Origin of the sequence: Kitasatospora misakiensis (assembly GCF_042656005.1) — a bacterium.
In the GTDB taxonomy this organism is placed as follows: domain Bacteria; phylum Actinomycetota; class Actinomycetes; order Streptomycetales; family Streptomycetaceae; genus Kitasatospora; species Kitasatospora misakiensis.
The window spans coordinates 87,772-113,209 of the sequence record NZ_JBHSOF010000005.1; the positions used below are offsets into that span (position 1 = coordinate 87,772).

The 25,438-nt window shown below is 73.1% G+C and carries 22 protein-coding genes; 6 read left to right on the top strand and 16 right to left on the bottom strand.

The window, feature by feature from the left end:
* Positions 1 to 74: 74 nt before the first annotated feature.
* Entirely contained in the window at positions 75 to 572 is a 498-nt protein-coding gene (locus ACFP3U_RS06355; protein ID WP_380224219.1) for a hypothetical protein, read from the bottom strand.
* A 140-nt stretch (positions 573 to 712) separates the two neighbouring features.
* The gene (locus ACFP3U_RS06360) at positions 713 to 2,347 is read right to left on the bottom strand and encodes a serine hydrolase (protein WP_380224220.1); all 1,635 of its coding nucleotides are present in this window, start codon (positions 2,345 to 2,347) and stop codon (positions 713 to 715) included.
* A gap of 511 nt (positions 2,348 to 2,858) precedes the next feature.
* On the opposite strand from ACFP3U_RS06360, the gene ACFP3U_RS06365 reads away from it, so the two are divergent.
* The 3 genes from ACFP3U_RS06365 to ACFP3U_RS06375 all read left to right on the top strand — a co-directional run bounded on the left by ACFP3U_RS06365 (position 2,859) and on the right by ACFP3U_RS06375 (position 4,818).
* Positions 2,859 to 3,059: a hypothetical protein gene (locus ACFP3U_RS06365; RefSeq protein ID WP_380224221.1), complete on the top strand. Its 201-nt coding sequence runs from the start codon at positions 2,859 to 2,861 to the stop codon at positions 3,057 to 3,059.
* A 39-nt stretch (positions 3,060 to 3,098) separates the two neighbouring features.
* On the top strand, positions 3,099 to 3,797 hold the full coding sequence (locus ACFP3U_RS06370; protein ID WP_380224222.1) for a restriction endonuclease: 699 nt from the start codon (positions 3,099 to 3,101) through the stop codon (positions 3,795 to 3,797).
* Positions 3,798 to 3,981: 184 nt separating this feature from the next.
* Positions 3,982 to 4,818, top strand: a complete 837-nt coding sequence (locus ACFP3U_RS06375; RefSeq protein ID WP_380224223.1) for a ribosome-inactivating family protein — start codon at positions 3,982 to 3,984, stop codon at positions 4,816 to 4,818.
* 94 nt (positions 4,819 to 4,912) lie between these two features.
* Here the strand turns inward: ACFP3U_RS06375 and ACFP3U_RS06380 are convergent, their stop codons facing one another.
* On the bottom strand, positions 4,913 to 5,497 hold the full coding sequence (locus ACFP3U_RS06380) for a hypothetical protein (RefSeq protein ID WP_380224224.1): 585 nt from the start codon (positions 5,495 to 5,497) through the stop codon (positions 4,913 to 4,915).
* A 157-nt stretch (positions 5,498 to 5,654) separates the two neighbouring features.
* Between ACFP3U_RS06380 and ACFP3U_RS06385 the strand changes: the two genes are divergently transcribed.
* Positions 5,655 to 6,155 (top strand): GNAT family N-acetyltransferase, encoded by a 501-nt coding sequence (locus ACFP3U_RS06385; protein WP_380224225.1) that lies wholly within the window; start codon positions 5,655 to 5,657, stop codon positions 6,153 to 6,155.
* A gap of 46 nt (positions 6,156 to 6,201) precedes the next feature.
* Here the strand turns inward: ACFP3U_RS06385 and ACFP3U_RS06390 are convergent, their stop codons facing one another.
* The 12 genes from ACFP3U_RS06390 to ACFP3U_RS06445 form a co-directional block, all read right to left on the bottom strand.
* Complete coding sequence (locus tag ACFP3U_RS06390; protein ID WP_380224226.1) at positions 6,202 to 8,016, bottom strand: methyltransferase; 1,815 nt, start codon at positions 8,014 to 8,016, stop codon at positions 6,202 to 6,204.
* 76 nt (positions 8,017 to 8,092) lie between these two features.
* Positions 8,093 to 9,316 (bottom strand): 4-hydroxybenzoate 3-monooxygenase, encoded by a 1,224-nt coding sequence (locus ACFP3U_RS06395; protein WP_380224227.1) that lies wholly within the window; start codon positions 9,314 to 9,316, stop codon positions 8,093 to 8,095.
* Positions 9,317 to 9,500: 184 nt separating this feature from the next.
* Positions 9,501 to 10,556, bottom strand: coding sequence for a ketoacyl-ACP synthase III family protein (locus ACFP3U_RS06400; RefSeq protein ID WP_380224228.1), 1,056 nt, complete (start codon positions 10,554 to 10,556; stop codon positions 9,501 to 9,503).
* Positions 10,553 to 11,593 (bottom strand): hypothetical protein, encoded by a 1,041-nt coding sequence (locus ACFP3U_RS06405; protein WP_380224229.1) that lies wholly within the window; start codon positions 11,591 to 11,593, stop codon positions 10,553 to 10,555. The genes ACFP3U_RS06400 and ACFP3U_RS06405 overlap by 4 nt, the downstream gene beginning before the upstream one ends.
* A complete protein-coding gene (locus ACFP3U_RS06410; RefSeq protein ID WP_380224231.1) occupies positions 11,590 to 12,879 on the bottom strand; it encodes a cytochrome P450 in 1,290 nt (429 codons plus the stop codon). The genes ACFP3U_RS06405 and ACFP3U_RS06410 overlap by 4 nt, the downstream gene beginning before the upstream one ends.
* Positions 12,876 to 15,794 carry a PEP/pyruvate-binding domain-containing protein gene (locus ACFP3U_RS06415; protein WP_380224232.1) on the bottom strand — a complete coding sequence of 973 codons (2,919 nt, stop codon included), beginning with the start codon at positions 15,792 to 15,794 and terminating at the stop codon, positions 12,876 to 12,878. The genes ACFP3U_RS06410 and ACFP3U_RS06415 overlap by 4 nt, the downstream gene beginning before the upstream one ends.
* Positions 15,791 to 16,525 (bottom strand): nitroreductase family protein, encoded by a 735-nt coding sequence (locus tag ACFP3U_RS06420; protein ID WP_380224233.1) that lies wholly within the window; start codon positions 16,523 to 16,525, stop codon positions 15,791 to 15,793. Before ACFP3U_RS06420 ends, ACFP3U_RS06415 begins: the two co-directional genes overlap by 4 nt.
* Complete coding sequence (locus ACFP3U_RS06425) at positions 16,522 to 17,190, bottom strand: methyltransferase family protein (protein ID WP_380224234.1); 669 nt, start codon at positions 17,188 to 17,190, stop codon at positions 16,522 to 16,524. The genes ACFP3U_RS06420 and ACFP3U_RS06425 overlap by 4 nt, the downstream gene beginning before the upstream one ends.
* Positions 17,187 to 18,002 (bottom strand): AfsA-related hotdog domain-containing protein, encoded by an 816-nt coding sequence (locus ACFP3U_RS06430; RefSeq protein ID WP_380224235.1) that lies wholly within the window; start codon positions 18,000 to 18,002, stop codon positions 17,187 to 17,189. The genes ACFP3U_RS06425 and ACFP3U_RS06430 overlap by 4 nt, the downstream gene beginning before the upstream one ends.
* A 431-nt stretch (positions 18,003 to 18,433) precedes the next feature.
* On the bottom strand, positions 18,434 to 19,525 hold the full coding sequence (locus ACFP3U_RS06435) for a vWA domain-containing protein (protein WP_380224236.1): 1,092 nt from the start codon (positions 19,523 to 19,525) through the stop codon (positions 18,434 to 18,436).
* Positions 19,526 to 19,634: 109 nt separating this feature from the next.
* The gene (locus tag ACFP3U_RS06440; RefSeq protein WP_380224237.1) at positions 19,635 to 20,552 is read right to left on the bottom strand and encodes a LysR family transcriptional regulator; all 918 of its coding nucleotides are present in this window, start codon (positions 20,550 to 20,552) and stop codon (positions 19,635 to 19,637) included.
* A 507-nt stretch (positions 20,553 to 21,059) separates the two neighbouring features.
* On the bottom strand, positions 21,060 to 22,031 hold the full coding sequence (locus tag ACFP3U_RS06445) for a GlxA family transcriptional regulator (RefSeq protein ID WP_380224238.1): 972 nt from the start codon (positions 22,029 to 22,031) through the stop codon (positions 21,060 to 21,062).
* A gap of 130 nt (positions 22,032 to 22,161) precedes the next feature.
* On the opposite strand from ACFP3U_RS06445, the gene ACFP3U_RS06450 reads away from it, so the two are divergent.
* Positions 22,162 to 23,133, top strand: coding sequence for an NADP-dependent oxidoreductase (locus ACFP3U_RS06450; protein WP_380224239.1), 972 nt, complete (start codon positions 22,162 to 22,164; stop codon positions 23,131 to 23,133).
* Positions 23,134 to 23,332: 199 nt separating this feature from the next.
* Positions 23,333 to 24,361 carry a polyprenyl synthetase family protein gene (locus ACFP3U_RS06455; protein ID WP_380224240.1) on the top strand — a complete coding sequence of 343 codons (1,029 nt, stop codon included), beginning with the start codon at positions 23,333 to 23,335 and terminating at the stop codon, positions 24,359 to 24,361.
* A 64-nt stretch (positions 24,362 to 24,425) separates the two neighbouring features.
* Here ACFP3U_RS06455 and ACFP3U_RS06460 read toward each other — a convergent pair whose 3' ends face one another.
* Positions 24,426 to 25,418, bottom strand: a complete 993-nt coding sequence (locus ACFP3U_RS06460; RefSeq protein WP_380224241.1) for a substrate-binding domain-containing protein — start codon at positions 25,416 to 25,418, stop codon at positions 24,426 to 24,428.
* Positions 25,419 to 25,438: the final 20 nt, after the last annotated feature.

The following is a 25,438-nucleotide window of genomic DNA, read 5'->3' on the forward strand; positions in this document are numbered from 1 at the left end:
CACCGTCGGGCGGCGTTGGCTCCTGTCGTCCTCAGGACGGTGGCGCCAGGTCAGCAGGCCTCGGCGGAGGCCGGTCAGAAGAGGCGGTGTCCCTGGACCCAGACGGTCCCGCGGCCGTCCGGACGGACGTAGCGGAGCTTCTTGACGCCCTGGTACTTGCGGCCGACCGCGGCGAAGGTGAAGCCGAGGACGAAGCCCACCGCGGCCAGCAGCAGGAGCACGCCGATGACGGACGTCGCGCTGTCGTCGTTCTCGTCGACGGTCTGGCCGCCCAGGTGGACCAGCATCGGGACCGTCACCAGCAGGGACAGCAGGAGCAGCCAGCCGACGGCCGTGTAGACGCGCTTCTTCAACCGGGCCTTGGCCAGGCTCTCGACCGTGATGCTCATGGTGCGCCGGCAGCGGTGGCAGGTGAAGGGCACGGCCTCGTCGCCCGCCCGGGGCCGCAGCGGGCCTCCGGGTATTCCGGAGCCGATGCTCCACCGGACGGTGGTCGAGCCCAGGTTGGCCTGGACGCTCACCCGGCATCCGATGGTCGCCTCGTACCGCTCGTCCAAGGTCAACTGCCCCACCCCGCCACCCTGTCGCCCACCGGCGCCCGCGCCTGCCGCGGGGCGGCCAGGGTACCGCTCCCCGGGCCGCCCCGGAAGCAGCTCGCGCAGGATTCAACCGCCGTGACTTCCAGCTGAGTTGGATCTTCGGAGCAGGCCCGTCAGCCGCGGGTGAACGTTCCGAGGCCGTCGTGGTTGAGCTGCTCGACGACCACGGTCGAGGCCTGGCCGTCGGAGCCCACGGTGAAGGTCACGCCGGACAGTCCGGCCGCGTTCTCGCCCCTGGTCCGGAAGCTGAACACATCGCCGTCGTAGTGCTGGAGCGGGAACTTCAGGTTCTCCGGCCCCAGGGTCATCACCAGCCCACCGCCCTCGGCGCTCACGGCCATCGGCCCGAAGTAGCCGTTCCCGTACGTCCCGACGTAGGCCGTGTCCGGCTCGGCCGCGGCGGCGCCGGCCGGGGGCTTGCTGTAGTCGGTCGGCGAGGCGGGGCTCTGCGCGGCGGCGGGGACCACCTTGGTCATGAAGCCCAGCCAGTCGACGGTCTCGTGGCCGTACTGGGCGAGGTCGAAGAACTCCTCGGCCACCGCCTCCGGGACGCCGGACGGCTGGCCGTTGGTGAGGACGACGATCCCGAGCTGCTCGGACGGCAGCAGGGTCACCACGGTCGCCGCGCCCAGGGAGAAGGCGCCGGAGTGGTTGAGCCGCAGCCGGCCCTCGGGGTCGTAGCTGACGTTCCAGCCGAGGCCGTAGAAGCCCGTCCGGCCCGCGGGCTCCGTCGTCGGGCTGGAGACGCTCTGCGGCAGCCGGGTCTCGTTCAGGGCCGCCGGGTCGACGATCCGGCGGCCCTCGAAGGTGCCGTCGCCGAGTTGCAGCCGCATCCACCGGCCGAGGTCCTGCACGGTGGAGCTCACCCCGCCGGCCGGGGCCTGCGGGTCGGGGTTCTCGGTGGCGCTGACCTGCCAGCCGGAGTCGGTCCGCACGTGCGGCGTCGCCTTGTTCGCCGCGCTGTCGTAGGCGGAGCGCAGGGAGCTCGTGGAGTTCATCCCCAGCGGCTTGTAGAGCAAGTCCGCCGCGAGGTCCTCCCAGGCCACCCCCTTGGCCTTGGCCACGGCCACGGCGGCTTCGGTCAGGCCGTAGTTGGTGTACGCGTAGCTGGCCCGGAAGGGCGCGAGCTGATGGTCCCGCAGGTGCTGGAGGATGTAGTCGCGCTGGTAGCCGAGGTCCTCCAGCAGGTCGCCCGCGTGGTCCGGCAGGCCGCTGCGGTGGGCGAACAGGTCGGCGATCGTCACATGGCTGCCGACCCAGGGATCGGCGAGCGTGAAGCCCGGGTCGTGGCTGGTGACCGGGTCGTCCCACTTCACCGTCTGCTGGCCGACCACGCCGGCGACCACGGTCGAGGAGATCGGCTTGGAGACCGAGGCGAGCTGGAACACCGTGTCCGGGTCCACCGCCTCCGGCTTGCCGAGCTGACGGACGCCGAGGCCCTTGGCGTGGATCACCTTGTCCTTGTACACGACGGCGAGGGCCAGCCCGGGGACGCCCGACTTGGCCAGGGCGTTCTGCGCGTAGGCGTCGATCCGGCCCACGGCGGCGTTCACCTGGTCCTCGGTCAGCTGGGGCGGCGGCTGCCGGGGCGGGGCGGTGGCCGGGGCGGAGGCGGGGGTGGACGGGGGACTGGTGGGGGCGGGCTCCGGCTCGCTGTGGGCCGATGAGGTGCACCCGGTGAGCAGCGGGCCGCCCAGCAGTAGAGCAGCCAGCAGCGCCGTGGCGATGCGCGGCCCCGGGCGAGCCACGGTCCGGGCTGGTCCGGGCGCGTCGGCCTCCGGTCCGGGCACGGTCTCCGGCCCGGGAGCCGTCCGCCGGGCTGCGCCGTGACGATGCATCAAGGTCCTCCCTCGTCCGGGCGGCGCGGCCCCGGTCCGACGGCGCCGCCGTCCGCCTCACGGCGCGAGTATTCGACGGCCGGCACCGCGCCCGGACCCGCCGCGCGTCCGGCCGTCGCGCAATCCACCCGTCCGGCGGCGTGGGCGGGGCGCGCGGAGGGGCCCGGCGTCGGGGCCGGGACGGAAGGGTGACGGCCGGGCCCGGCCGCGCGATCGGCCCTTCGCCGGTCGAACGCGGGGCCGAGGAACGGACGGCGACAGGGCCCGGACACGCCGCAACTGCGCCAGCCCGATGGTTCGGATCCGGCCGATTTCCCCGCAGCGCCCCCGGACGGCCGGCCCGTCTGCCATGCTCGCCGGCGGACATGCGCTCCGAGTAGTCGGAGCGTCACACACCGTTGACGAAAGTCTGGGTGGGCACGTGCAGTACTCGATCAGCGCGGCGGCGTTCGTCGCGATCATCATCGTCATCCGGCTCCGCCGCCGGACCGAGTCCCGCAGCCGGGGCGACGAGGCGTTCACCGTGTTCTGCAGCATCGTGCTGGGCGTCCTGATCGCCGGCACGGCCTGGGGCCACGCGATCCTCCAGCTCGTCGGCGTGGTCACCGGGGCCACCCACTGACGGATCCACCCATTCGCATCGGACCGGACTGGAGGACGGTTGGCCGGACGCAGAACTCCCGTACGCCGCAGGGGAAACCGCCGGACGGCGCGGCGCGGATCGACGAACTGGCCGGCGGGCGCGCTCGCCGCGCTGGTGGCGATCAGCGCGGCCGGCGCGGTGGTGCGATGGCTGGCCGCACACTGGTGGCTGCTCGCCGTTGCCCTCGCCGCGGCCGGTGCCGCGGCGGCCGTCGCGGCGCACCGGCGCGTCCGCGCGGCGCGCCAACGCCAGCTGCTCGCCGCGCAGTTACGGCTGGCGCTCACCGGCCCGGGCGGCATCGACCAGATGGCCCCGGACGCCTTCGAGTACGCGGTGCGCGACCTGCTGCTGCGGGACGGCTGCCGCGCCCGCAAGGTCGGACGGGCCAACGACCAGAGCGTGGACGTCCTCGCCGAGGACCCGACCGGCCGCCGCTGGGCCGTCCAGTGCAAGCACAAGCAGGACCCCGTCGGCGGCCGACCGGTGAGCGTCGGCGTCCTCTACGCCCTGGCCGGCACCTACCGGCGCAGCCACGGCGCACACGTCGCGGTCGTCGTCACCAACGGCCGCTTCTCCCGCGAGTCGCTCAAGTGGGGCGCCGAGCACGGCATCCTGCTCGTCGACCGCACCTCGCTCGCCCGCTGGGCCGCCGGCGGCCGGCCGCTGTGGGAGGTCCTGCCCCGCGTCCCGGCCCCCCGCGACGGCCACCGCCGCTGACCCGGCCCGCCCCGCGCGCCGGCTCGTCGTCCTGTGCGCACTCGTCGTCCTGTGCGCACTCGGGGTCCTGTGCGCACTCGGGCCGACAGCCGGGCGCGGAGCGGCAAACCGCAGGTCGGGGCGCCCCCTAGCCTCCTGAACGCACCGCCGACACGGAACTGGCGGTCGATCAGGAATGGGAACCATGCTGAAGAAATTCTGGTCCGCGCTGCTGTCCTTGGCCATCGCCACCGGACTGGTCACCGCGCTGAGCGGCCCGGCACACGCCGCCGACACCCGGCGGGTCGACTGGAACATCTCGAACATCACCGAACGCGGCCGCCAGCACGCGCAGAACTACTGGGACGTGATCGACTTCATCCACCGGAACTCCTACGGCCACGACAGCGGCCAGGCCGGCGTCCGGCAGACCACCAGCGAGCAGCGCCTCATCGAGGTCCGGGTACTGGACACCGACAACACCCAGCTCACCTCCGTCTACCTCTGGGCGGACAACCTCTACGTGGCCGGCTTCTACGCCCCCGCCACCAACACGCACCTCGTCTTCTCCGACGGCCGGACGCAGGAGTTCCAGCAGGAGCTCGGCATCCGCAACGCCCGCATCATGCCGCGCACCGGCAACTACACCGGTCTGCCGGGCGGCAACGACCGACAGCACCTCGTCCTCGAACCCGAGTCCATCTACAACGCCATGCAGGCGCTGCGCCGGGCCACCGAGTACAACGACAACGTCGGCCACGCCCTACTGGTGGCCATCCAGGTCTTCTCCGAGGCCGCGCGGTTCGGCCCGATCTTCGACCGCGTCCGCAGCAACATCCGCGACTGGACCCACAACGACCTCGGTGACGGCTACGCCGACCTGGAGAACCAGTGGGGCCAGATCTCGTCCTTCGCGAACGCCGTCGGACCGCGCCATGAGCAGCGCGAGATGACGATCCTCGGCCGCATCGTCCGGAGCCTCGCCGACCTGCGCACCGTCCTCGGCTTCGTCGAACTCAACGGCGGGATCTCCCGCTTCTGAACCGGGGCGCCGTCCCGGGCCCGCTCGGCGCGGCCCCGGGACGGCGCTCGCCGACATCCGCCGGTCGGAACCGGTCAGGGCCGGTCAGGGCCGGTCAGGAGTGGGCGCGCTCCCAGAGCTCGGTGACCTTGCCGGAGGCGTCGATCGCCACCTTGTAGTCACCGGCCGAGCAGGGGTAGGAGCCCTTGTCGTTGTGCGGGGAGGTGAGGCACTCGTTGATGTGCTTGACCAGACCGGCCAGGTCGACGTCCTTCGGCGCGGCCATCACCGAGCTGAGGTGGCCCTTGGCCGTGGCCGTGAACGCGGCGGTCTTGTCGGCGCCGACGGGTTCGAAGACCACGTCGTTGACACCGCAGGCGTCCTTGGTGTCCCGGTAGGTCAGCGTGGTGGCGCTGGTGCCCTTCACCGGGTAGATCCACTTCTGGCCGGCCGGCAGCGGCTGGTGGGTGCAGAAGCCCTCCGGCTCGCCGGAGGCGGGCGCGGTGGCCGGTGCGGTGGGCGACGCGGTGGCCGGCGCTGCGGGCGCGGTGGTGGCGGCGGCAGTGGTGGCGGTGGTCGCGGCGGCGGTGCTCGCGCCCTTGGCGGCCTGGTCGGGCGAGTTGTCCGGGCCGCAGGCGGCCAGTCCGAACGCGGCGGCGGCGACCAGAGCGGTGGCGAGCAGTCTCCTGGATGCGGGCATGACGAAGGAACCCCCGTTTAACACATGATCCGTTTGGAAGTGCAGCGCACAGACTAACGAGGTCGTGCGCGACAGGGGCTGCCGGGGTGCGTGCCCGGCCGGTCAGCGATCCGGTGGTGTGCGTGGTCGCGGTGGGTCTCCTGGGATACTTCGCCCCATGGAAACGAGTGTGAGCGCGGACGGTATACGGCCTGGCCGTGCCATGGAATGGGCGTTGCGTGCCGCGGAGCCGACGGATGTCGAGGCGATAGCGGAGCTGCGGGCGACGGTGATGCGCCCGGATCTGGAGCGGTTGGGGCGGTTCGACGAGCATCGGGTCCGGCAGCGGCTGCGGGACTCCTTCTCCCCCCAGTACACCTCGGTCATCGTGGCCGACGGCGCCTTCGCCGGCTGCGTCACCGTGCGGCCGACGGAGGACGGGCGGTGGCTGGAGAACTTCTACCTCGACCCGGGCCTCCAGGGCCGGGGGCTCGGATCGGCGGTGCTGCGCACCCTGCTGGCACGGACCGATGCCGACGGTGTGGCCGTTCGCCTGAACGTCCTGCAGGGCAGCGCCGCCCGGCGGCTGTACGAGCGCCACGGGTTCACCATGGAGGCTCAGGACCCGATCGACGTCCGCATGGTGCGACGGCCGGACGCGGGTGCCCTGGGGGCGTGACAGGACTCGCGCCGGGGCCGGGCCGCTCGGCCCGGCCGGATGGCGGTCACGCTGCGGGTGTCGGGGACGGTAGGCGGTGGCGGGTGGTGGATTTGCGGGCGTGGAGGAGGGCGGCGTCGAGCGGGAGGGGGCTGTGGCCGAGGAGGTCGAGGCCGGCGGCGGTGAGGAGGTCGGCGTAGTGGCCGGCGCGGCGTTCGCGTCCGCCGACGTTGCACATCATGTGGACGTCCCAGGCGGTCGCCAGGGAGGCTGAGCCGTCGGCGGGCAGGAGGCGTTCGACGATGAGCAGGTCGGCGTGGGCGGGCATGGCGCGTTCGCAGTGGCGCAGGATGGCGCGGCAGCGCTCGTCGTCCCAGTCGTGCAGCACCCGGGAGAGCAGGTAGACGTCGCCGTCGGCCGGGACGTCGGCGAAGTCGCCGGCCTGGTAGCTGCAGCGGTCGGCGCAGCCCGCCGCCGCCATGGTGCGGCGGGCGGCCTCGACGGCGTGCGGACGTTCCAGGAGGACGCCGCGCAGCTGCGGGTGGGCGGTGAGGACGCGGGCGAGGAGTTCGCCGTTGCCCCCGGCAACGTCGACGACGGTGGCGCCGGCCGGTGCCCGGCCCGCGGCGGTGAACACCGGGTGGGCGGGGACGGGGTCGAACATCCGGGTGCTGGCGGCCATCGAACGGTCGAAGAGGTCGGCGAGTTCGGGGTCGCGGGCGAAGTGGTCGAAGTGGTTCTCGCCGAAGAGGTGGTCGAAGGCGGTCTCGCCGGTGCGCACGGTGTGGTCGAGGGCGGCGAAGGAGCGGTAGAACGGTCCGCCGTACATCAGGGCGAGCGCCCGCATCGAGCCGGGGGCGTCCTCGCGGAGCAGCTCGCCGGTCCCGGTGAGGCGGAAGCGGTCCTCCTCGGCGGTGACGAGGCCGAGCATCGCGAGGTAGCGCAGCAGGGTGGCCACGGCGCGGGGGTGGGTGCCGGTGCGGCGGGCCAGCGTGGCGGGGTCGATCGACGCGTCCGGGGGGATGGCGTCGGGCAGTCGCAGTCGGGCGCAGGCCGCCAGGGCCTGGGTGGTCCAGGCCCCGGTCAGCAGGCGTAGGAGCGTCTCGGCGGGCGGGGTGGCGGGTGGGGCAGTCGGCGGGGCGGCGGGCGGGGCGGCGGGCGGGCGGGTCGTGGGGGCGGCGGCGGCCAGGTGGGTGGCGAGGACGTCGCGGTGGTCGCCCGGCGCGTACAGCTCCACCCGCCGGTAGCCGGCCCGGGAGGCGGCGGGCGCGGTGAAGTAGAGGACCGTGCCGTTCTCGTGCGGGTTGTGGCCGCCGCCGTCCGGGGTGGCGCCCCGGTCGGCGAGCAGGGCGCACAGGCCGCGCAGGAGCAGCGGCTCCGGGCGGAGGACCTCGAAGGCGAGGTGTGCCTCGTGCTGGTGGGCCCGTTCGTGCGCGGCCACCGCTCGCAGGTCGGAGCCGGGCGGGACGGTCAGCGCGAACACCTCGACCGCCCGGCGCGTGCCGTCGGCGCCCCGGACCTCGGGGCGCAGGATCGAGACGTCGAGCCCGGCCGCGTCGCGCCGGTGGCGGGCGGCGAGCCGGCCTCGGACGACGGAGCTGGGGAGCGGCGGGGTGTCGACGGTCAGGCCGCAGGCGGCGAGGTCGGCGTACAGGCTCGGCCGGTCGGGCGGGAAGACCAGGAGGGCGGCGTGGGCGAATTCCAAGTGGCCGGTGAGGGTGTGGAGTTGCCGGTCGTCGAGACCGGGGAGGAGGAGCGGGAGGAGGGTGGCGGTGTCGTGGCGGCGGACGAACTCGGCCGCCGCGCGGAGGCGGTCGGTGTCGTCCTCGGCGGGTGCGGCGGGTGCGGCGGGTGCGGCGGCAGGCGTCGCGGCGGTGGTCATGGCAGGGATGTCCTCGGTGCGGTGCTCTGGTGGTAACGGGGTTCGGGAAGGTGCGGGGCTCGGCGAGAGGTCTCGCTCACAGGCCGACGTAGTTCTCGGCGAACCAGTCCTGCTGGACGCGGGAGGTGCGCAGCGCCTCCAGGCGGGTGCGACGCAGGCCCGCGTCATAGCTCGACGGGGCGCCGTCCGGGCCGGGCGCGGCGTGCAGCAGCCGGACCATCCAGTGTGAGAACTCCTGTGCGCGCCATATGTGTTCCAGACAGCGCCGCGAGTAGTCGGCCAGGGCGCGGCCGTCACCGTGGGCGAGGTCGTCGACGAGGGCGGCGGCGAGGATCTCCGCCTCCAGCACCGCGAGGTTGGCGCCCTTGGCCGCCGACGGGGTGGGCATGCTCGCCGCGTCCCCTGCGAGCAGCAGGGCGCCGTGGCGCAGCGATTCGACGACGTCGCACTCCAGGTCGACGACGGTGCGCTGGACGACGCTCCCCCGGTGCAGCGGGCCGTGCTCCGCCGCGCGCATCCGCACGTTCAGCTCGTGCCAGATGCGGTCCTCGTCCCAGGCGTCGGGCGGGGTGCCGCGCTCGCACTGGAGGTAGTAGCGGGTGATCCGTGCGGTGCGGGCCATGTGGCCGGCGAAGCCCCGCTCGTGGACGGCGTAGCCGACGGCGTCCAGGCTCGGTGGCGCCTCGACCAGCAGGCTCAGCCAGGACAGGCCGTGGTCGTGGTGGTGGACGACCGTGCCGGGCGGCAGCGAGCGGCGGGCGGCGCCGAGCCCGCCGTCGCAGCCGGCGACGTACCGGGCCCGCCACCGAACGCTCCGCCCGTCGGGTCCGCGCGCCTCGACGATCGGGCGCTCGCTGTCGGTGTCGAGCACCCGCAACGCCTCGGTGCCGAAGTGCACCCGCCCGCCGGCGTCCAGGTAGGCGGTGAGCAGGTCGGCGACGAGGTTCTGCTGCGGGTAGACGGTGTGCCGCTCGCCGCGGGCCAGCTGGGCGTAGTCGAGGCGGAAGCGGCCGTCGTCGGTGCGGAACTCACAGGTGGCGTGGGGCCGGCCGTGGCTGCGCAGGCCTTCGGCGAGGCCGTGCCGCTCCAGGATCCGGACGGTGTTCTCGGCGAGGAAGCCGGCTCGGGCCCGGGCGTGCAGGTGGGCGAGGTCGGCGCGCTCCAGGACGACGCAGTCGATGCCGGCCCGGTGCAGCAGGTTGCCGAGGAGCAGTCCGGCCGGGCCGGCGCCGAGGATGACCACCTGGGCGGTGCGGTCGGCCGGATTGTCGGTTTCCGAGAAGTTCTGACGGTCAGTCATAAGAAACGGATCTTAATGACCGCCAGATACATGCATCGACGGAAATCACCCTCAGAGATGAATAGGCTGATAATGATTCCTTTCCAGGCTCGGATGTCGATCGTCCGTTCACGGCCGGTTCGGCCCGGGCGACGGCGGCCCGAGGCGGGGCCGGCCCGGTGCGGCCCGCCCCCCCGGAGCGGGGTCACCAGCCGGGGTGCTCCAGGACCTCGACGACGGCGGTGGCGAGGGAGATGCCCGCGCCGTTGCCGGTGAGCAGGACGTGGTCGCCGGGGCCGATCTCGCCGTTGTCCAGCAGGTGGGCCAGCGAGAGGAACTGGTCGCACGCCCCCAGGTGGCCGACGGTCCGCCCGAGGTCGAGCATGCCACGCCCGGCGTCGATACCCAGCGGCCGCAACAGGCTCTCCAGGTACCGGGGGTGGCCGGTGAACACATGGGTGACCCGGGTGATGTCCGCCGCCGTGATGCCCGCCTCCTCGATCGCCCGGCGGGCCAGGGCGGTGCGGGCCTGCATCAGCTCGCGGGCCATCGACTGGCGCAGGTCCCGCTCGGTGACGCGGTCGGCGTAACCGGCCATCCGGCGGCCGACCGGGATCGGGGTGCCGCCCGCCGGCCCGGGCGGGAACAGCTCCTCCTCGCCCCGGTACAGCCGCTCCCAGGAGGAGAGGGAGGACTGGACGAGCGAGCGGATCCGCAGCGGACCCGAGGTGGCCGAGAGCAGCACCGCGCAGCCGGCGTCGCCGAGGATCGAACCGCGGCCGGTGCCCCAGCCCTCCGCGTAGGTGAACCGGTCGACCCCCGGTGCGCCGAAGTTGTCGGCCGCCGTGACCAGCACGGCCGACTGCTCCGGGGTGTGGGCGAGGTAGCCGTGCGCGAGCCGGGCGCCGTCCAGCATCGCCGTGCAGCCCTGGTCCAGGCCGATCGCCGGCGCCGTCGTGCCCAGGACGTGGTCCTGCACGTAGTTCGCGGCGTACCAGCCGTCCGGGCCCTGGTGGTAGGTGCCCGCGTGCAGCACCAGGCGGACGTCCTCGGCCGCCAGTCCGGCGCGCTTGAGGGCCAACCGGCCTGCCTCGGATGCCAGTTCGGGCGCAGGCGTGTCGTCGGCGACCGACACGCTCGTCCAGCCGTCGGCCAGCGCCTGTTCCGCGCCGGCCCGGCCGGCGGCGACCGCCTCGGCGATCGGCCACAGCCGCGGCACATGGGCGGCCAGGCCGGCGATGTACAGGTTGTCCGTCCTCATGAGGTGCCCCCCAGGCCGATCAGCAGCTGGCAGAGGAAAACGGCCGGCAGATAGCCGACCACGGCCGCGACGGGCCAGCGCGCCGCCGCGTCCCGGGTGAAGCGGCGGGCGGCGAGGGCGGCGAGGACGACCGGCAGCAGCGCCGACCAGCCCCAGCCGGCCGCGCCGCCCGCCCACGGCCGCAGCACCGCCAGCGACACCGCGGCGGACGCGGCGGCGGAGCCCAGCGCGAGCGCGACGGTGGTGCGCAGGCCGAAGACCCGGACGTAGGTGCGCTCGTGCGGGCCCGGCTCGCGGACGATCTTGCGGACGAGTTCGTGGTGGGTGGCGGCCAGCATGATCACCGCGAGCAGCGGCAGCGCGTGCCGGGCAGCGTGCCCGACGGAGTCGGCGTCCAACCCGACGTCGTGCAGGAAGACCGCGTACAGGTAGAGGTTGAGCAGCACCTGCACCGGCGAGCTCAGCAGGACGCCGGTGACGACGGCGTCGCCGCGCGGCCACCCGAGGACCAGCTCCGCGCCCACCAGCAGGGTGGTGTAGGCGAGTTGGGCGGCGATCAGCAGCAGGGCGGCCGGGTTGCCGGCGTTGAGGAGGAGCAGGAACGCGCCACCGGCGCCGGCGAGCACGTAGAGGTCGCGGGGCAGGACGGCCCCGCGCGCCAGCGGGCGGGACGGGTTGTGGAGCCGGTCGTAGGGCAGGTCCCGCAGGTCGTCGGCGGCGCGCAGGAGCAGCAGGTCGACCAGCACCGTCACCACGGCCCCCACGGTGCCCCAGCCGGGCCGCCAGTGCTCGACGCGCGCGTCGGCGGCGGCGAACAGGCCGGTGGCGCCCACCGCCCACACGGTCGCGAACACCAGCGACAGGGGCAGCGGGAAGCTGCCGCGCAGGAACGCGCCGAGGCGGACGGTGAACGGGCCGGGGGCGGCGGGGTCGGTTGGGGCGGCGGGGGCGGCGGGGGCGGCGGGGTCGGTTGGGGCACTGACGGGCGGCGCGGTGGCCGGTGGGGTGGTGGATCCGCTGCTGGGTGGCGGGCTCATCCCTGCGGCCCCTCGGCGGGGACGGGAGCCGCTGCGGTGGCCGGGGTCCCGGTGGTCACTGTGGCGGCGGTCCAGCGGACCGGCAGCTGCCAGACGCCGTTGATGAACATCGTCCGCCGCCAGTCCAACTCCTCCTCCGGGACGGCGAGTTCCAGCACCTCGAAGCGGCGCAGCAGGGCGAGGATGCCGATCTGCAGTTCGGCCCGGGCGAGTTCGGCCCCCAGGCAGAGGTGACGCCCGTAGCCGAAGGCGACGTGGGAGGCGACGTCCGGGCGCTCCGGGTCGAAGGTGTCCGGGTCGGTGAAGACGGCCGGGTCGCGGTTGGCCGTGTCGGTCAGCGGCACCACGATCCGCCCGGCCGCCACCGGGCAACCACCCAACTCGGCGTCCTCGGTGACCAGATGGGGCGCGCCGCCGGTGTTGTTGAGGGAGCTGAAGCGCAGCATCTCCTCGACCGTCGCGGGCACCCGCTCGGGGTGCTCGCGCAGCGTCTTGGCCAGGGTGGGGTGCCTCAGGAGCAGGACGACGCACATGCCGAAGGAGTTGCCGGTCGTCTCGTAGCCGGCCATCAGCATCCCGGAGCCGAGCGAGACCACCTCCCGGTCGGACAGCCGCTGCTCGGGGTCGTCGTCGGGCCGCAGTGCCAGCCTGGTGAGCAGGTCGTCGGCCGGGGTGCCGGCCGCGGCGGCGCGGCGCTTGTCGGCGACCAGGGCGGCGAAGTAGTCGTCCATCCGGGCCTGGGTGGCCGCGACCTTCTCCCGGGTGTGGCCCGAGGTCGACATGAGGATGTCCACCTCCGCGCGCAGCATCGCGCCGTCCTCGAGCGGGACCCCGAGCACCTCGCAGATGACCCGCATCGGGAACGGCACGGTGAAGCCGCCCACCAGGTCGGCCTCGCCGCTCGCGGCGCCGCCGGTCAGCTCGTCGAGCAGCTCCTCGGCGAGGGCCTCCAGGCGCGGGCGCAGCAGGCGGACCTGGCGGGCGGTGAACGCGGGGAGGATCGCGCGACGGCGTCGGGTGTGGTCGGGCGCGTCGGCGGTGGCGAGCAGGACGGACTCCGTCTTGCGGGCGAACAGCGGCCGGGCGAGCTCGGTGTAGCCGGCCCGGCTGAACCGGTCGTCGCCGAGGACGGCGGTGACGTCCTCGTGCCGGGTGACCAGCAGGGCGGGCTGTCCGCTGGACAGCTGCACCGGGTGCGGGGCGCGGGCGTGCAGGACGTCGTGGTACGCGTCCGGCGGGCGCACGTCGCCGGCGGGCGGGAAGGGGAAGCGGGCCGGGTCGGTCATATCGTCTCGCCCTTCTCGGTGGTGACGGTCTGCTCGGCGGCGACGGCCTTCTCGTCGGCGACGGTCTCCTCGGTGGCAACGGTCTTCTCGTCGGCCGGCTCGACGGGCTGTTCGGACGGCGGGAGCAGGCGCACCGTCCCGGCCGTCCCGTCGATCTCGATCCAGGCGCCGTCGGGAATCGCCGCGGTGGCCTGCGGGACGGCGACCACGGTGGGGATGCCGAGCAGCCGGCCGGTGATCGCCGTGTGGGACAGCAGGGTGCCGCGTTCGACGACCATGCCCGTGGCGGACATCATGAGGAACAGCCAGCCCGGGTCGGTCTCCCGCGCGACGAGGATGTGTCCGGCGGCGAGGTCCGGGTCGGTGGACGGGTCGAGCACCACCTTGGCCCGGCCGCGGACCACGCCGCCGCTGGAGCCGATCCCCCGCAGGACGCCGTCGTCGGTGGCGTCGGCCGCGCCCACCGCCGTCGCCCCCGGCAGCGCCCGGGCGAGCGGCAGTCCGGCGGGTGTGCCCAGCAGGGCGGGGCGCTGCGGGTTCTTCGCCCAGCGTTCGCGCTGCCCTCGGCGCAGCGCGACCAGCGCGCGCAGGTCGGTGACGGTGCCGGTGCCGTCGAACGCGCCGATGACCTCCTCGACGGTCAGGTCGGCCACGTCGAGCTGGTCGTCCAGGACGCCGGTGCGGGCAAGCTCCGCGCCCAGCCGCCACATCACGTCGCGGGACAGCCCGAAGAGCTGGGTGCGGGCGAACCGGGTGTCCTCACGGATCCGCGCGAGGTCGCGGGCCAGCGAGGTGATCCCGAGCAGGACGGCGCGCTGCGCCGGGTTGGAGCACACCTCGCGCAGCCGTTCGCGGGCGCGCCGGGCGGCCGCCTGCTCGTCGGCGCGGTTGGCCGCCACGGTCGCGCCCTGGCGCACCAGCGGGCGGATCAGCGCGAGGACGGTCCACGGGCGCTGGCGGGGCGTCGGCTCCTCCAGCTTGAGGTCGTGCAGCGCGCGGTCGCCGTACCGGGCGACGTAGCCGCGGGCGGCGTCGGCGACGGCCGTGCCGTGGCGACCGGCGACGATCTGCTCCCACAGCTCCTCGGGGTCGCTCGCGTCGTCGAGCACGGCGACGCGCAACTCGGGTATGGAGCCGACGAGTTCGGCCAGGCCCATGGCCGCTCGGACCGCTTCCAGCGAGCGGTTCTCCCGCCCGCCGCCCATCAGCCCGACCAGGACCTGCGGGCCCTCGCCGGTCCAGCGGCGCAGCAGGATGCTGCCCGCGCCGAGCACGACGAGCGCGATGAACGCGTTCACCAGGGTCACGCCCCAGCGCTCGCCGGCCCGCTCCCAGAGCCGCCGGTAGAAGGCGATCAGCTCCTCCGGCGAGTCGCCGACCGTCTCGGCCTCGGCCATCTGCTGGTCCCACCAGCGCAGGAAGCTCTTCACCTGCCACGGGTGGAGGGCGCTGCGCCAGGCGAGCCGGGGCAGCGCGCGGGCGACGGCCGGCGCGGCCCAGCGGCGCTCGCCGCGTGCCGGGCCGGTGATGCCCATCGCCTGTTCCCAGCCGCGGCGCACGAGTTCGAACATCGGCATCTGCCCGTGCAGGGCGTGCCAGTCCTCCAGCCGGTAGTAGACCTGGCCCTCCAGGTAGCCGACCATCCGGGCGAGGCGGTGCGCGTTGTCCCGCACCCAGGACTCGGGCACGCCCATCCGCCGGTAGAGGTCGGTGAAGGAGCGGCGGTAGAACTCCCGGGACTGGGAGAAGGTCAGGGCACCGGAGACGCCGGGGAAGCTCTCGGTGATGTTGTGGTTGCCCCAGTAGACGCGGGCGGTGTCCGCGTCCTGCGGGTCCGTCGCCGCGGCGGTACCGGCTGTTTCGCCGGTGGCGGTGTCGGTGGTGGTCGCGGACGGGGCGAGGACCATCGGCCGGGCCTGGAGCAGATGGACGACGCCGTCCTCGGTGAGGGCGCCCTCGATGTCCTGCGGGGCGCCGAACAGCTCCTCCACCCGCGCGGCCAACTCCCCCACCGCGCGCACCTGGTCGTCGTCCAGCACCGGGACGTCGGCCAGCTCGCCGGCCACCGGCAGCAGGACCGGCGCACCGGCGGCGGCGCCCTCGGGCAGACCCATCGACCACTGCTTGTGCACGGTCCGCGCGGTCACCTCGTCGGTGGCCGGGTCGTGGAAGAAGTGGTCGATGTCCGCCTTCTCCTGGACGACGCCCTCGCCGATGCCGTACGCGGCGGCGACGACGCGGCGCAGCGAGCCGTCCCGGGGATCGCGGGTGAACGCGACGAACGACCGGGTGCCGAGCACCATCCGCTGCACGCCGACCGCCACCCGCGCCCGCAGCGGGTCCAGGCCGCGCAGGATCCGGTAGCGCACGGCCTGGGGGTTGAAGGCCGACGCCCAGCAGCGCACGACCGCGTCGGCGAGACCGTCCTCGTCGACGTAGAGGAAGCTGTCGCTCATGCCCGCGAACGGGTCGACCGCGCTGTCCTCGCCGATCGCCTCGGCAGCCGGCCCACCGGCTTCGCGCTCTCCGGCCTCCTCGACGGCCGGCGCCGCGACCGGGACCACGCAGGCGCGCACCGCCACCAGGCCCTCCGGCCCGGCCACGGCGGCGAACTCCTTGCGGACCCGCTCTGCGAGCGCCGCCGACGGGCTCGACCCGGTCAGCACCTCCCGGGCGGCCGCGCACCAGGCCTCCACCGTCACCTGGTCGGCGCCGTCCGCCGGCAGCGCGGGCAGCGACGGGCGCAGCGCGTCCAGCGCCTCGTCGAACGCGGCGGCGGGCAGGCAGAAGAACTCCGGCACCAGGAACCCGGCGCGCCGCAGCACCTCCTGACGGGCGAACTTGTTCCCGACCTGCGCCGCGTCCGCCAGCACGCCGCCGCCGTCCGTCTCCGTGGTCACCACGAGTTCGGTCATCCGACCCCACCGCCCCATCCCCTGCCGCCCCAGCCGTCCAGGTGCAGCACGCTGTCCACCGGCCGGCGCGGTGCCGGCCCGAATCCGTCCCCCACCACGTGCGCGGTCGGGATCAGCGCCCCTTGGCACACGTCGCGCGGCAGCCCGAGGATGTCGGCGACCTCCTGCTCCGCGTCCAGGTGCACCGTCGTCCACGCCGTTCCCAGGCCGCGGGCGCGCGCGGCGAGCATGTAGCTCCAGGCGGCCGGGAGGAGCGAACCCCACACGCCCGCCTGGTTGCCCGACGGGAGCGGCCGGCTGCCGAGCTCCAGGCACGGGATCACCAGCACCGGTACCTCGTGCAGGTGCTCCGCGAGGTGCCGGCCGCCGGCCAGCATCCGCGAGGACACCCCGCCGGACGCCCCATCGGCTCCCTCTCCTGCGCCTTCTCCTTCGACCTCGCCGGTCCCCTCGGCAACCTCCAGGGCCGGCGGATAGCGGGCCTCGAACACCCGCCGGTAGACCTCGGCGATCCGCTTGCGCGGCCCGTCGTCGGCCACCACCAGCCAGTGCCAGCGCTGGGTGTTGCCGCCGTTGGGCGCCTGGAGCGCGATCTCCACGCACTCGCGCACCACCGCCAGGTCCACCGGACGCGACAGGTCCAGCCGCAGCCGCACCGAGCGGGTGGTCGTCAGCAGTTCGTCCGGCGTCACCGGCGCCCCGACCCGCGCCGGGCGGACGTCCGCGCTCACCACAGCCCCGGCACGAGTCGCGCGTGCCCGGCGGCGTAGTCGTGGTAGCCGGGGATGTTCACCAGCATCCGCTCCTCGGTGCGGATCCGGAAGGTGATCGCGGCCGCCAGCGCGACCAGCAGCACCGCGCTCAGCGGGTTCAGGAAGAACGCCACGAAGCCGATGTGCGCCGACAGCATCCCCGCGTAGGCGGGGTGCCGGATGAACCGGTAGACGCCCCAGGTGACGACCTGGTGGTCCGTCTGGCGCGTCACGTGGTGCGAGTAGAACCGCCCCAGCGTCCGGATCGCCACCTGGCGCAGCACGACCCCGCCGACGAACACCGCCGCCGGGACCAGCAGCAGCGGCGACCACTCGTCCCACGGCAGCGGCCCGAGCACGCCCGCGGACACGGTCGCGATCCGGGCCGCCGCGTAGAGCAGCAGGGACGCCGACTCACGCGGCGCCGAGCCGGAGGTCCGGAAGGTCACCGGGATCTCGACCGCCAGCCACGCCAGGTAGCAGGCGGCCAGGACGGCCGCGACCAGGTCCACCGTCTCACCGGCGTGCCGCAGGTGCACCACCAGCCCGGTGCCCATCGCGAGCACCGCCACGACGAACAACAACTGCGGTGCCCGCACCGCCCAGGACGAGCCCGTGCCCGCCGCCGGTTTCACCGCACTCATTTCGCCGACCTCCGCTTCAGATAACCCGCGCGACTGAGGGTGTGGACGCCGATCTCGATCCGGCCGTACCCCTCGCCGCTCTCCGCGTCCACCACCGCGACCCCGTACGCGGCACGTGCGCCGCGCGGCGGTGCGAACTCCCACCACAACTCCAACGGCACCGTCACCGGCAGGCCGGTCGGGATGTCGGCCTCCAGCGTCAGCCACAGCATCTGGGCGTCCGCGTCGCGCCCGTGGGCCGTGTGGCCCAGCATCGTCGCCATCTGCCGGGCCGCCTCGATCAGCGCGCCCGGGGTGTGCACCCCGGCGCCCGCCAGCCGGTGGTCCGGCGGCGGCACCAGCACGGCGGCCCGCTCGACCCGGACCGGCCCGCCCAGCAGGACGTTCTCCGGTCGGTGCCGGTGCACCAGCGCCGGATCGGCCGGAACCACACCTTGCCGTGCGCCGTCTGCCGCGGCCGCCTTCCCGCCGAGACGGACCGAGGCCTGGCCGACGGTCTCGCCGTCCTGCAGGGCCAGCAGCCGCCACGCCGGCCCGTCGTCGGCCGCGATCGGCTCGCCGCGCAGCCACACCGGCGGGCCCAGCTCACACATCCGGTCGAAGGTCATCGAGATCCGCATCCGGCCGTCGGGCGCCTCGGCCCACTCCGGCGCCTGGTCCCTGACCAGGTCGAGCGCCCCTGCCACCAGCACCATTCCCGGCACGTGGTCGAGCGGGTGGTCGAAGAAGCACCGGTCCTTCTCGTCCACCACGACCGGGACGACCACCCCCGGTCCCCTCCCACCGAACATCTCCGTCAGACCGTCATTCACCTGGTCGAATCCCTCCCCCCGGAAGTCTTCTGACGAACTGTCATGAACTGTTGGAACGTCAGTTCCATATGAGACACCTGGTACTAACGAGGTCACGGTGCCGAGGAAACCATCGATCACCAGTCCGAGCAACCCACACCTGTCCGCACTTACGTCAACCCCCAGGACCGGCCAAAAAACACCCCTCCCGATGACCGAAAACCTCATCCCGGAAACCACCCCGAAACCGTTCGAAATGGTTCGCATACCAGAACACCCGCACCTGACGGGCCCACCCGGTAGCGTGGGACGGGTCGCGGCCACCCGCCTCCACGGGAACCGCCTGCGGGCCGCCCCACGCATGCCCGCCGACGCCCGTCAACACCCCTCCGCGCCTTGACCGTTGCCGACTGGACTCGACTCGACCCGCCTCGCCGAGCGATACCCCGACCTCAGTGCAGGACGAGCAGCTTGGTACCCGGTACCAACTTCCGGTTGACGGAGGTGGACTGGACGAAGACGGTGTAGGCGGGGTTGTCCCCGGGCTTGACCGTCGCCTCCGACGCCGGCAGACCGAGGAGTTGGCGGGCCGCCGGGCCCGAGAACACCCTGCCGGTCATCAGGCCGGTGGCCGGATCCTTCTCCGCCACGGCGAGTTGCTTGCCGCCCTGGATCTTCTCCCGCTTGGACAGCTCGTAGAAGGCGCAGCCGGTCCGGTAGGTGTGCCCGGCGCCGGTGACGAACTCGCGGATCGGCAGCTGCTGGTCGACCGGGACGAGGGTGTACGTGCCGGTGCCGAGCGCGTCGAGGTTGGCCTTGACGTCGGCGGTGCTCAGGTCCTGGCCCATGGTGAAGAGGTTCTTCGTCCCCCGGACGCCCTTCTCCCGGCCGCGCAGGAAGCTCGTGGCGGCCGACTTGACGGTGCCGATCGCCTCCTCGACGCCCTTGCTGGAGTCGGCGTCCCAGATCGCGATGTTGCCCGCGGGGAAGCCGTACTCCTGCGCGGTGCGCTTGGCCAGGGAATTGGGGACGAGGATCGCGGAGGTCCAGTGGTCGGGGAGCCCGTCCATGGCGTCGTGAATTCGCTTCATCCAGTTGCGCAGGACGGTCTTGCCCTTGCCGCCGGACATGTGGATGTGCATCCCGCTGTGCTCCGAGAAGCCGGAGGCGTTCTCCTCGCCGTCGGTGACGACGACCTGGAGGAAGGAGTGCTCCCCGTAGCCCTCCCAGATGTTCTTCAGATCGTCGACGGACTTCACGGCCGCCTCGATCAGCGCCGTCGCGCCGCGGTCGACCTTGTAGAGGCCCTGAAGGGACGGCAGGTGCTTGACGTCCATGTCCCAGACGAGGTTCCGCACCTCGTGGTCGAAGGCGTAGAGGCTGATCCTGGTCTCCTGGCCGAGCCGGTCGGACTCCTCCTGAAGGCCCTTCACGAACTCGTCCACGACGCGGACCAACTGCTTCTCGTGCTGGCGCATCGAGCCGGACTTGTCGACCACCAGCGAGACGTGGTTGACCTTGTGCTCAATCCTGTTCGTGGACATTCTTCTCCCCTTTTCCCAACGCCTTTCCCGGCGCCTTCCGGCGCTCCCTTCAGCGTTGATCTCACTCTATGGGGAGGCACTGACAATGCCCTCCGGCCTTCCGACGTCGCTACGCGGGCCCACCGGTCGCGGCGTCGGCATGAGCCCGGAGCAGCCCGGCGAGGGCGTCGGCGTACGGCCGGGGGTGCCGGCGGCGGGGCAGGGCGAGGCCCATGTGGCGGGCCGGGCGCGGCGGGCCGACCGGGACGACGCGGGTGCCGGGCTGCGGCGGGTCGAGGGCGACCATCGGGACCAGCGAGACGCCGACCCCGGCGGCGACCAGTGAACGGGCGAAGAAGTAGTCGGTGGTGGAGCCCGCCACCCGCAGGTCGAAGCCGGCCAGCAGGGCGTGTCGGCGCAGGAAGGCCTCGGTCTTGGCGCAGCCCAGCACCCAGGGCTCGTCGGCGAGTTCGGAGAGGTCGAGGGTGTCGCGGCCGGCGAGGGGATGGTTCTCCCGCAGGACGACGGACAGCGGGTCCGCCATCAGCGGCGTCCACTCCAGCCCGGAGCGGTCGCCGGGGACCACGGGCAGCGGCCCGTCGAAGTGGTAGGCGAGCGCGAGGTCCGCGGCGCCCTCGCGGACCATCGGCAGACTGTCCTCCGGCTCGCGCTCCACGATCCGCAGTTCGACCTCCGGGTGCGCCGCCGCGAACCGGGCCAGCACCGGAGGCAGCAGATGGCGGCCGCCGCTGGTGAAGGTGGCGAGGGTCAGCCGGGGCCGATCCGCCCGGAGCCGCCCGATCCGCTCCTCGGCGTGCCGCAGCTCGGCCCCGACGGCGACGGCGGCGTCCACCAGCAGCCGCCCCGCCTCGGTCAACCGCACCCCCCGCGTCGACCGCTCCACCACGGTCGTCCCGAGGCCGCGTTCAAGGGCCGCGATCTGCTGGGACACGGCGGAGGGCGTCAACAGCAAAGCGGCGGCGGCACGGTTGAAACTGCCGTGCTCGGCCACCGCCTTGAGCATGGTGAGCCGCCTGACGTCGAGCATGGTGTGGTCCCCCGGTCCGCGCTGGTACTGGTGCTGGCGCCCTGCTCAGCGGGTGCGCAGGCGCGGTGAGGACAGTACCCCGACAACGGTCCTTCCGACGCGAAGATCGGCCAGCCCTCGTCTCCCGTCCCGCCTACTCTCTTGGTAGAAACGAAAGTTGCCGCGCAGGTCGCCCCGACCGGCGATACTGGCCCGAGCCCTGGGAGGGGAGCGGCGATCACTATGAAGCGGACACGCCTGGCAATGGTGGCCACGGCCGGAGTTCTGGTTGTCGCGGGTACGGCTACCGCAGTGGCGTTGACCCGCGATTCTGCGGGCGTGGTCGTGCAAGAGGACCTTCCGCTCTCGCCCGAGATGCAAAGGTATGTGAACGACCCGGCCGCATTCGAGGAATACCTGCGCACGAACCCTCCCACGCCGCTGATGGAGCACGTGCACCCGTCCAGGAAGTAGCGGTCCGGCCGATCATGTGACCTTCATCTGGTCATGCCCGGCCGGAGGAACGGTTCAGGCGTCCGGGCGCGCGGCGCGGAAGGTGCGGCGGTAGGCCTGGGGGGTGACGCCGAGGGTGGTGTGGAAGTGCTGGCGCAGGGAGACGCCGGTGCCGAAGCCGGCGCGGTTGGCGAGCAGGTCTACGGGCCAGTCGGTGGACTCCAGGAGGTGGCGGGCCAGGTCGACGCGTTGGCGGACGAGCCAGCGGCCGGGGCTGGTGCCGACCTCCTCGCGGAAGCGGCGGGTGAAGGTGCGTACGCTGACGCCCGCGTGGGCGGCCATGTCGGCCAGGGTGACGGGGTCGGCGAGGTGTGCCATGACCCAGGCCTGGGTGGGGGCGGTGCCGGGGGTGGTGTGGTCGGGGACGGGGCGCTGGATGTACTGGGCCTGGCCGCCGTCCCGCCAGGGCGGGACGACGCAGGCGCGGGCGACGTCGTTGGCGATGTCGCTGCCGTGGTCACGGCGCACGATGTGCAGGCACAGGTCGATGCCGGCGGCGACCCCGGCGGAGGTGAGGACGTCGCCGTCGTCGATGAAGAGGACGTCGGGGTCGATGCGCGCAGTGGTGAACATGCGCTGCAGGTGGTCGGCTTCGCGCCAGTGCGTGGTGGCGGGGCGGCCGTCGAGCAGTCCTGCGGCGGCCAGCACGTAGGCGCCGGTGCAGATCGCCACGATCCTGGTTCCGGGGCGGATGCCGCCCAGGGCCTCGCGCAGGGTGTCGGGCAGGCGGCCCTCCTCGCGGATGGGGCCCAGGGCGTGGGAGGGCGGGATCACGACGGTGTCGACGGTGGCCAGCAGGGAGGCGTCGTGGGAGACGGTGAGCTGGTAGTCGGCCTCGGTGCGGACGGGGCGGCCGTCCAGGCTGCACGTGGTCACGGAGTAGAGGCGATCGCCCGTACTGTCGCGGGCGGCGCCGAAGATCCGTGCGGGGATGCCGAGTTCGAAGGGGACGACGCCGTCCAGGGCCAGAACGCCAACCTGATGCATGGCCCGATCCTTTCAGTCCTTGACCATCAGGCCACTACTGGAGGCCGGCCAGCCCGGACAGGCTGAGGACGTGCCGAAGAGAACCGGCACAAACCCACAGCAAACGCACCGTCGAAATGAGCACTTCACCATGGACCAGGCCATCACCACCCCCACGACCATGCGCGCCGTCTCCCAGGACACCGCCGGCGCCCCGGACGTCCTCAAGGTCGTCGAGGTGGCGCGCCCCGAGCCGGGCCGGGGCGAGATCCTGGTCCGGGTGCACGCGGCGGGCGTGAACCCGGCGGACTGGAAGACCCGCCAGCGAGGCGAGTTCGCCACCGGCGTCCGCCCGCCCTTCACGCTCGGCTACGACGTCGCCGGGGTGGTCGAAGCGGTCGGCCAGGGGGTGACCATCTTCCGGGTGGGCGACGCGGTATTCGGCATGCCGCGCTTCCCGCACCCGGCGGGCGCCTACGCCGAGTACGTCACCGCCCCGGCCCGGCACTTCGCCCCGCGCCCCGCCGGACTCACCCACCTCCAGGCCGGCGCCCTGCCGCTGGCCTCGCTGACCGCCTGGCAGGCCCTGGTGGACACCGCGAACGTCCGGCCCGGCCAGCGCGTCCTGATCCACGCGGCTGCGGGAGGCGTCGGCCACCTGGCCGTGCAGATCGCCAAGGCCCGCGGCGCGTACGTCATCGGCACGGCAAGCGCCGCCAAGCACGAGCTGCTCCGCTCGCTGGGTGCCGACGAGCTGATCGACTACCGCACCCAGGACTTCACCCGGACCCTCCGGGACGTCGACGTCGTCCTGGACTCCCTCGGCGGCCCCAACTGGGCCCGGTCCCTGCGAACGCTGCGGCCGGGCGGCACGCTGATCTCGATCCTGCCGCCGGACGACACCTTCCCCGCCGAGGAGGCCGAAGCGGCCGGGGTGCGGGCGGTGTTCATGCTCGTCGAGCCCGACCATGCGGGGTTGCGCGCGATCACCTCCCTGGTCGAGAGCGGCGCCCTGCGCGTGATCGTCGACGAGGTCTTCCCCCTCGAAGAAGCCGCCCGCGCCCACACGCTGGGCGAGACCGGCCGCACCACCGGCAAGATCGTCCTCTCCGTCGCCCCCTGACTCGCCTCAGAGGGTGCTGGGAAATGGTCAACTGCCAAAGACGAGCATCAACCTCGGACCTGTCCCCACCCATGAACAGTCCAATGAGAGAACCCGATAACCGGTCACGGTAAGCACCGTTGCGGTACTAGTGTCTCCGTACCTGATTCTCGACTCTTTGAACGAATTCAAGAGTCCGGTCATTCACACGGAGGACACCATGACGGCAAGCGCGCCCACTTGGAGTTCGGACGCCGTGCTGCGGCGGCTGCGCGGCACGGGCGAGGGGCTGACCGGCTCGGCCGGTCCCGGCGCAGCCGCCGACCGCGCGATGGGACGGGCCCTGACCGGCTTCCTGGACCGGATCGCCGGGCGTGGCTCGGGGCCGGCCGTGGACGGAATCGTCGCGCTGCCGTTCCTGGTGCACGGGACACACTCCGGCGACCCGGCGCCGGCCGAGCCCGCGGCGGTGGCGCACGTGCTGTGGTGGGTTGCGGCACGCTACCTGGACGACCTGTCCGACGCCGGGCCCCGGCCGTCCGCCGCAGCTGACACGGACAGTGCGGACCAGGATCTGCTCGCCGTCATCGGGATCACCTGCCACCTGGCGGCCGAGGTGCTCGACGAGGCGTGCCGCGACGACCCGGCGCGGGCGCTGCGGCTGCGCCAGGAGCTGTCGCGCGCCTGGCACCGGGCGATAGCCGGGCAGCTCACGGACCTCACGGCGACCGCGGCGACGGCGACCGCCGACGAGGTCACGGCCGGCTACCTGGGAAAGACCGGCGCCCCGTACGCGATGGCCGCGGCGATGGGCGCGGTGCTGGCCGGGTGCGACGAGGCGCGCGTGGACGCGTGGCGCGACCTCGGCGCGCGTTTCGGCGTGCTGCGGCAATTGGTCAACGACCAGCGGGACATCTCCTCGGGACGATACGAGGACCTTCGCAACGGGACCGCCACCCTCATGGTGGTGCAGTATCTGAAGTCGCTGTCCGAGCCGGAGCGCGCGGTGGCGGAGAAGTTGCTCGCCGGGTGCGCGGACTCCGCGGCGGCCCGGGAGGAGTTCGCGGCGCAGCTGACCGAGCCGAGCCGGCTGCGGGCATTCGCGGCGGCTACCAGGCCGCTGATCGACGGGCTGCACGCGAGTATCGACGAGGCCGGCGGGGTGGGCGAGTACGTCGCGGGGCTGCACGGGCTGGTCGATCAGACGGTGAACCTGTACCCGGAGTTCCTGCTGGGCGTCCGGGACTGAGCGCCAGGCCCGGGGCGGCCCCGGTAGTGCTTTGTCAGGTGTCGTCAGCTGTCGTCAGGTGTCGTTAGGTGTCGAGGAACTCGGGGACGAAGATGTCGCGGCTGGTCAGCAGGCGCTTGGAGAGGCCCTGCTCGTGGTGGTAGCGCAGGAAGGTGTCGACCGCCTTGCGGTTCGCACGCAGGCCGTAGGGCCACCAGTCCTCGCCGAGCAGGCTGCGGTTGCGTTCGAACAGGCTGCTGAACCAGGGGGTCACCAGGCTCATGTGCTGCTTCGGGGCGCCCTCGAGGTATGTCCGTTGGGCCAGGTCCTTGGCCTTGACGAATGCGCGGTAGACCGAGCGCAGATCCTCGGAACGGTGCATCAGGTCCTTGCGGACCGCGACGATGTGCATCGGGGGGAAGATCCCGGTGCGCCGGTAGTAGTCGCGCTCGACCTTCTCGTAGTCGGGGAAGAGCCGGACGATCTTCGCCGATCCCCGCACCATGGCCTGGGGCACGTCGACCGAGATGAGCGCGTCGATCTCGCCGGACTCGAGCATGGCGCCCAGGGTCCGGCCGTCGCCCGCGTGCCGTACGTGCACGCCGTCCGGCACCGGCTGCGGGAGCCAGTCGAACGCGGGGATGGGACGGTCGGTGCCCCCGATGACCCAGCGGCACTGATCGACGCTCACGCCGTACTCGTCCGACAGGATGCCCTTGGGCCAGACCCCGGCGTCGTGTCCGAAGAGCGCGAACTCGCCGACTGTCTTGCCGGCGAGGTCCTGCGGCTTCTCGATCCCCGCCTCGGTGTTCACGAAGATGGCGGAGTGCCGGAAGTTGCGGTTCGGGAAGATCGGCAGCGCCATGAACGGCGCGTCCTCCAGGTCGAAGGTGCGCAGAAAGTAGGTCAGGCCGAGTTCCGCTATGTCGTAGCGGCCTTCGAGCATGCGCCGGAAGAGGTCCGAGACCAGGGGCTCCGTCTCAAGGGTGGCGTCCACCCCGTCGATCTTCACGCGGCCGTCGAAGAGCGCCTCGGTGTGCTCGTACCGGTAGGTGCCGATGGTCAGCTCGATGCTCATCAAGATCCTCGCTTCCGTGA

Bases quoted from the DNA above. Each gene is read 5' to 3' on its own strand.
- ACFP3U_RS06385 (WP_380224225.1), top strand. From the start codon at position 5,655: ATGGAAACGAGTGTGAGCGCGGACGGTATACGGCCTGGCCGTGCCATG.
- ACFP3U_RS06450 (WP_380224239.1), top strand. From the start codon at position 22,162: ATGGACCAGGCCATCACCACCCCCACGACCATGCGCGCCGTCTCCCAG.
- ACFP3U_RS06425 (WP_380224234.1), bottom strand. From the start codon at position 17,190: ATGAGTGCGGTGAAACCGGCGGCGGGCACGGGCTCGTCCTGGGCGGTG.
- ACFP3U_RS06415 (WP_380224232.1), bottom strand. From the start codon at position 15,794: ATGACCGAACTCGTGGTGACCACGGAGACGGACGGCGGCGGCGTGCTG.
- ACFP3U_RS06460 (WP_380224241.1), bottom strand. From the start codon at position 25,418: ATGAGCATCGAGCTGACCATCGGCACCTACCGGTACGAGCACACCGAG.
- ACFP3U_RS06380 (WP_380224224.1), bottom strand. From the start codon at position 5,497: ATGCCCGCATCCAGGAGACTGCTCGCCACCGCTCTGGTCGCCGCCGCC.
- ACFP3U_RS06390 (WP_380224226.1), bottom strand. From the start codon at position 8,016: ATGACCACCGCCGCGACGCCTGCCGCCGCACCCGCCGCACCCGCCGCA.
- ACFP3U_RS06375 (WP_380224223.1), top strand. From the start codon at position 3,982: ATGCTGAAGAAATTCTGGTCCGCGCTGCTGTCCTTGGCCATCGCCACC.
- ACFP3U_RS06445 (WP_380224238.1), bottom strand. From the start codon at position 22,031: ATGCATCAGGTTGGCGTTCTGGCCCTGGACGGCGTCGTCCCCTTCGAA.
- ACFP3U_RS06405 (WP_380224229.1), bottom strand. From the start codon at position 11,593: ATGAGCCCGCCACCCAGCAGCGGATCCACCACCCCACCGGCCACCGCG.
- ACFP3U_RS06395 (WP_380224227.1), bottom strand. From the start codon at position 9,316: ATGACTGACCGTCAGAACTTCTCGGAAACCGACAATCCGGCCGACCGC.
- ACFP3U_RS06400 (WP_380224228.1), bottom strand. From the start codon at position 10,556: ATGAGGACGGACAACCTGTACATCGCCGGCCTGGCCGCCCATGTGCCG.
- ACFP3U_RS06435 (WP_380224236.1), bottom strand. From the start codon at position 19,525: ATGTCCACGAACAGGATTGAGCACAAGGTCAACCACGTCTCGCTGGTG.
- ACFP3U_RS06440 (WP_380224237.1), bottom strand. From the start codon at position 20,552: ATGCTCGACGTCAGGCGGCTCACCATGCTCAAGGCGGTGGCCGAGCAC.
- ACFP3U_RS06455 (WP_380224240.1), top strand. From the start codon at position 23,333: ATGACGGCAAGCGCGCCCACTTGGAGTTCGGACGCCGTGCTGCGGCGG.
- ACFP3U_RS06410 (WP_380224231.1), bottom strand. From the start codon at position 12,879: ATGACCGACCCGGCCCGCTTCCCCTTCCCGCCCGCCGGCGACGTGCGC.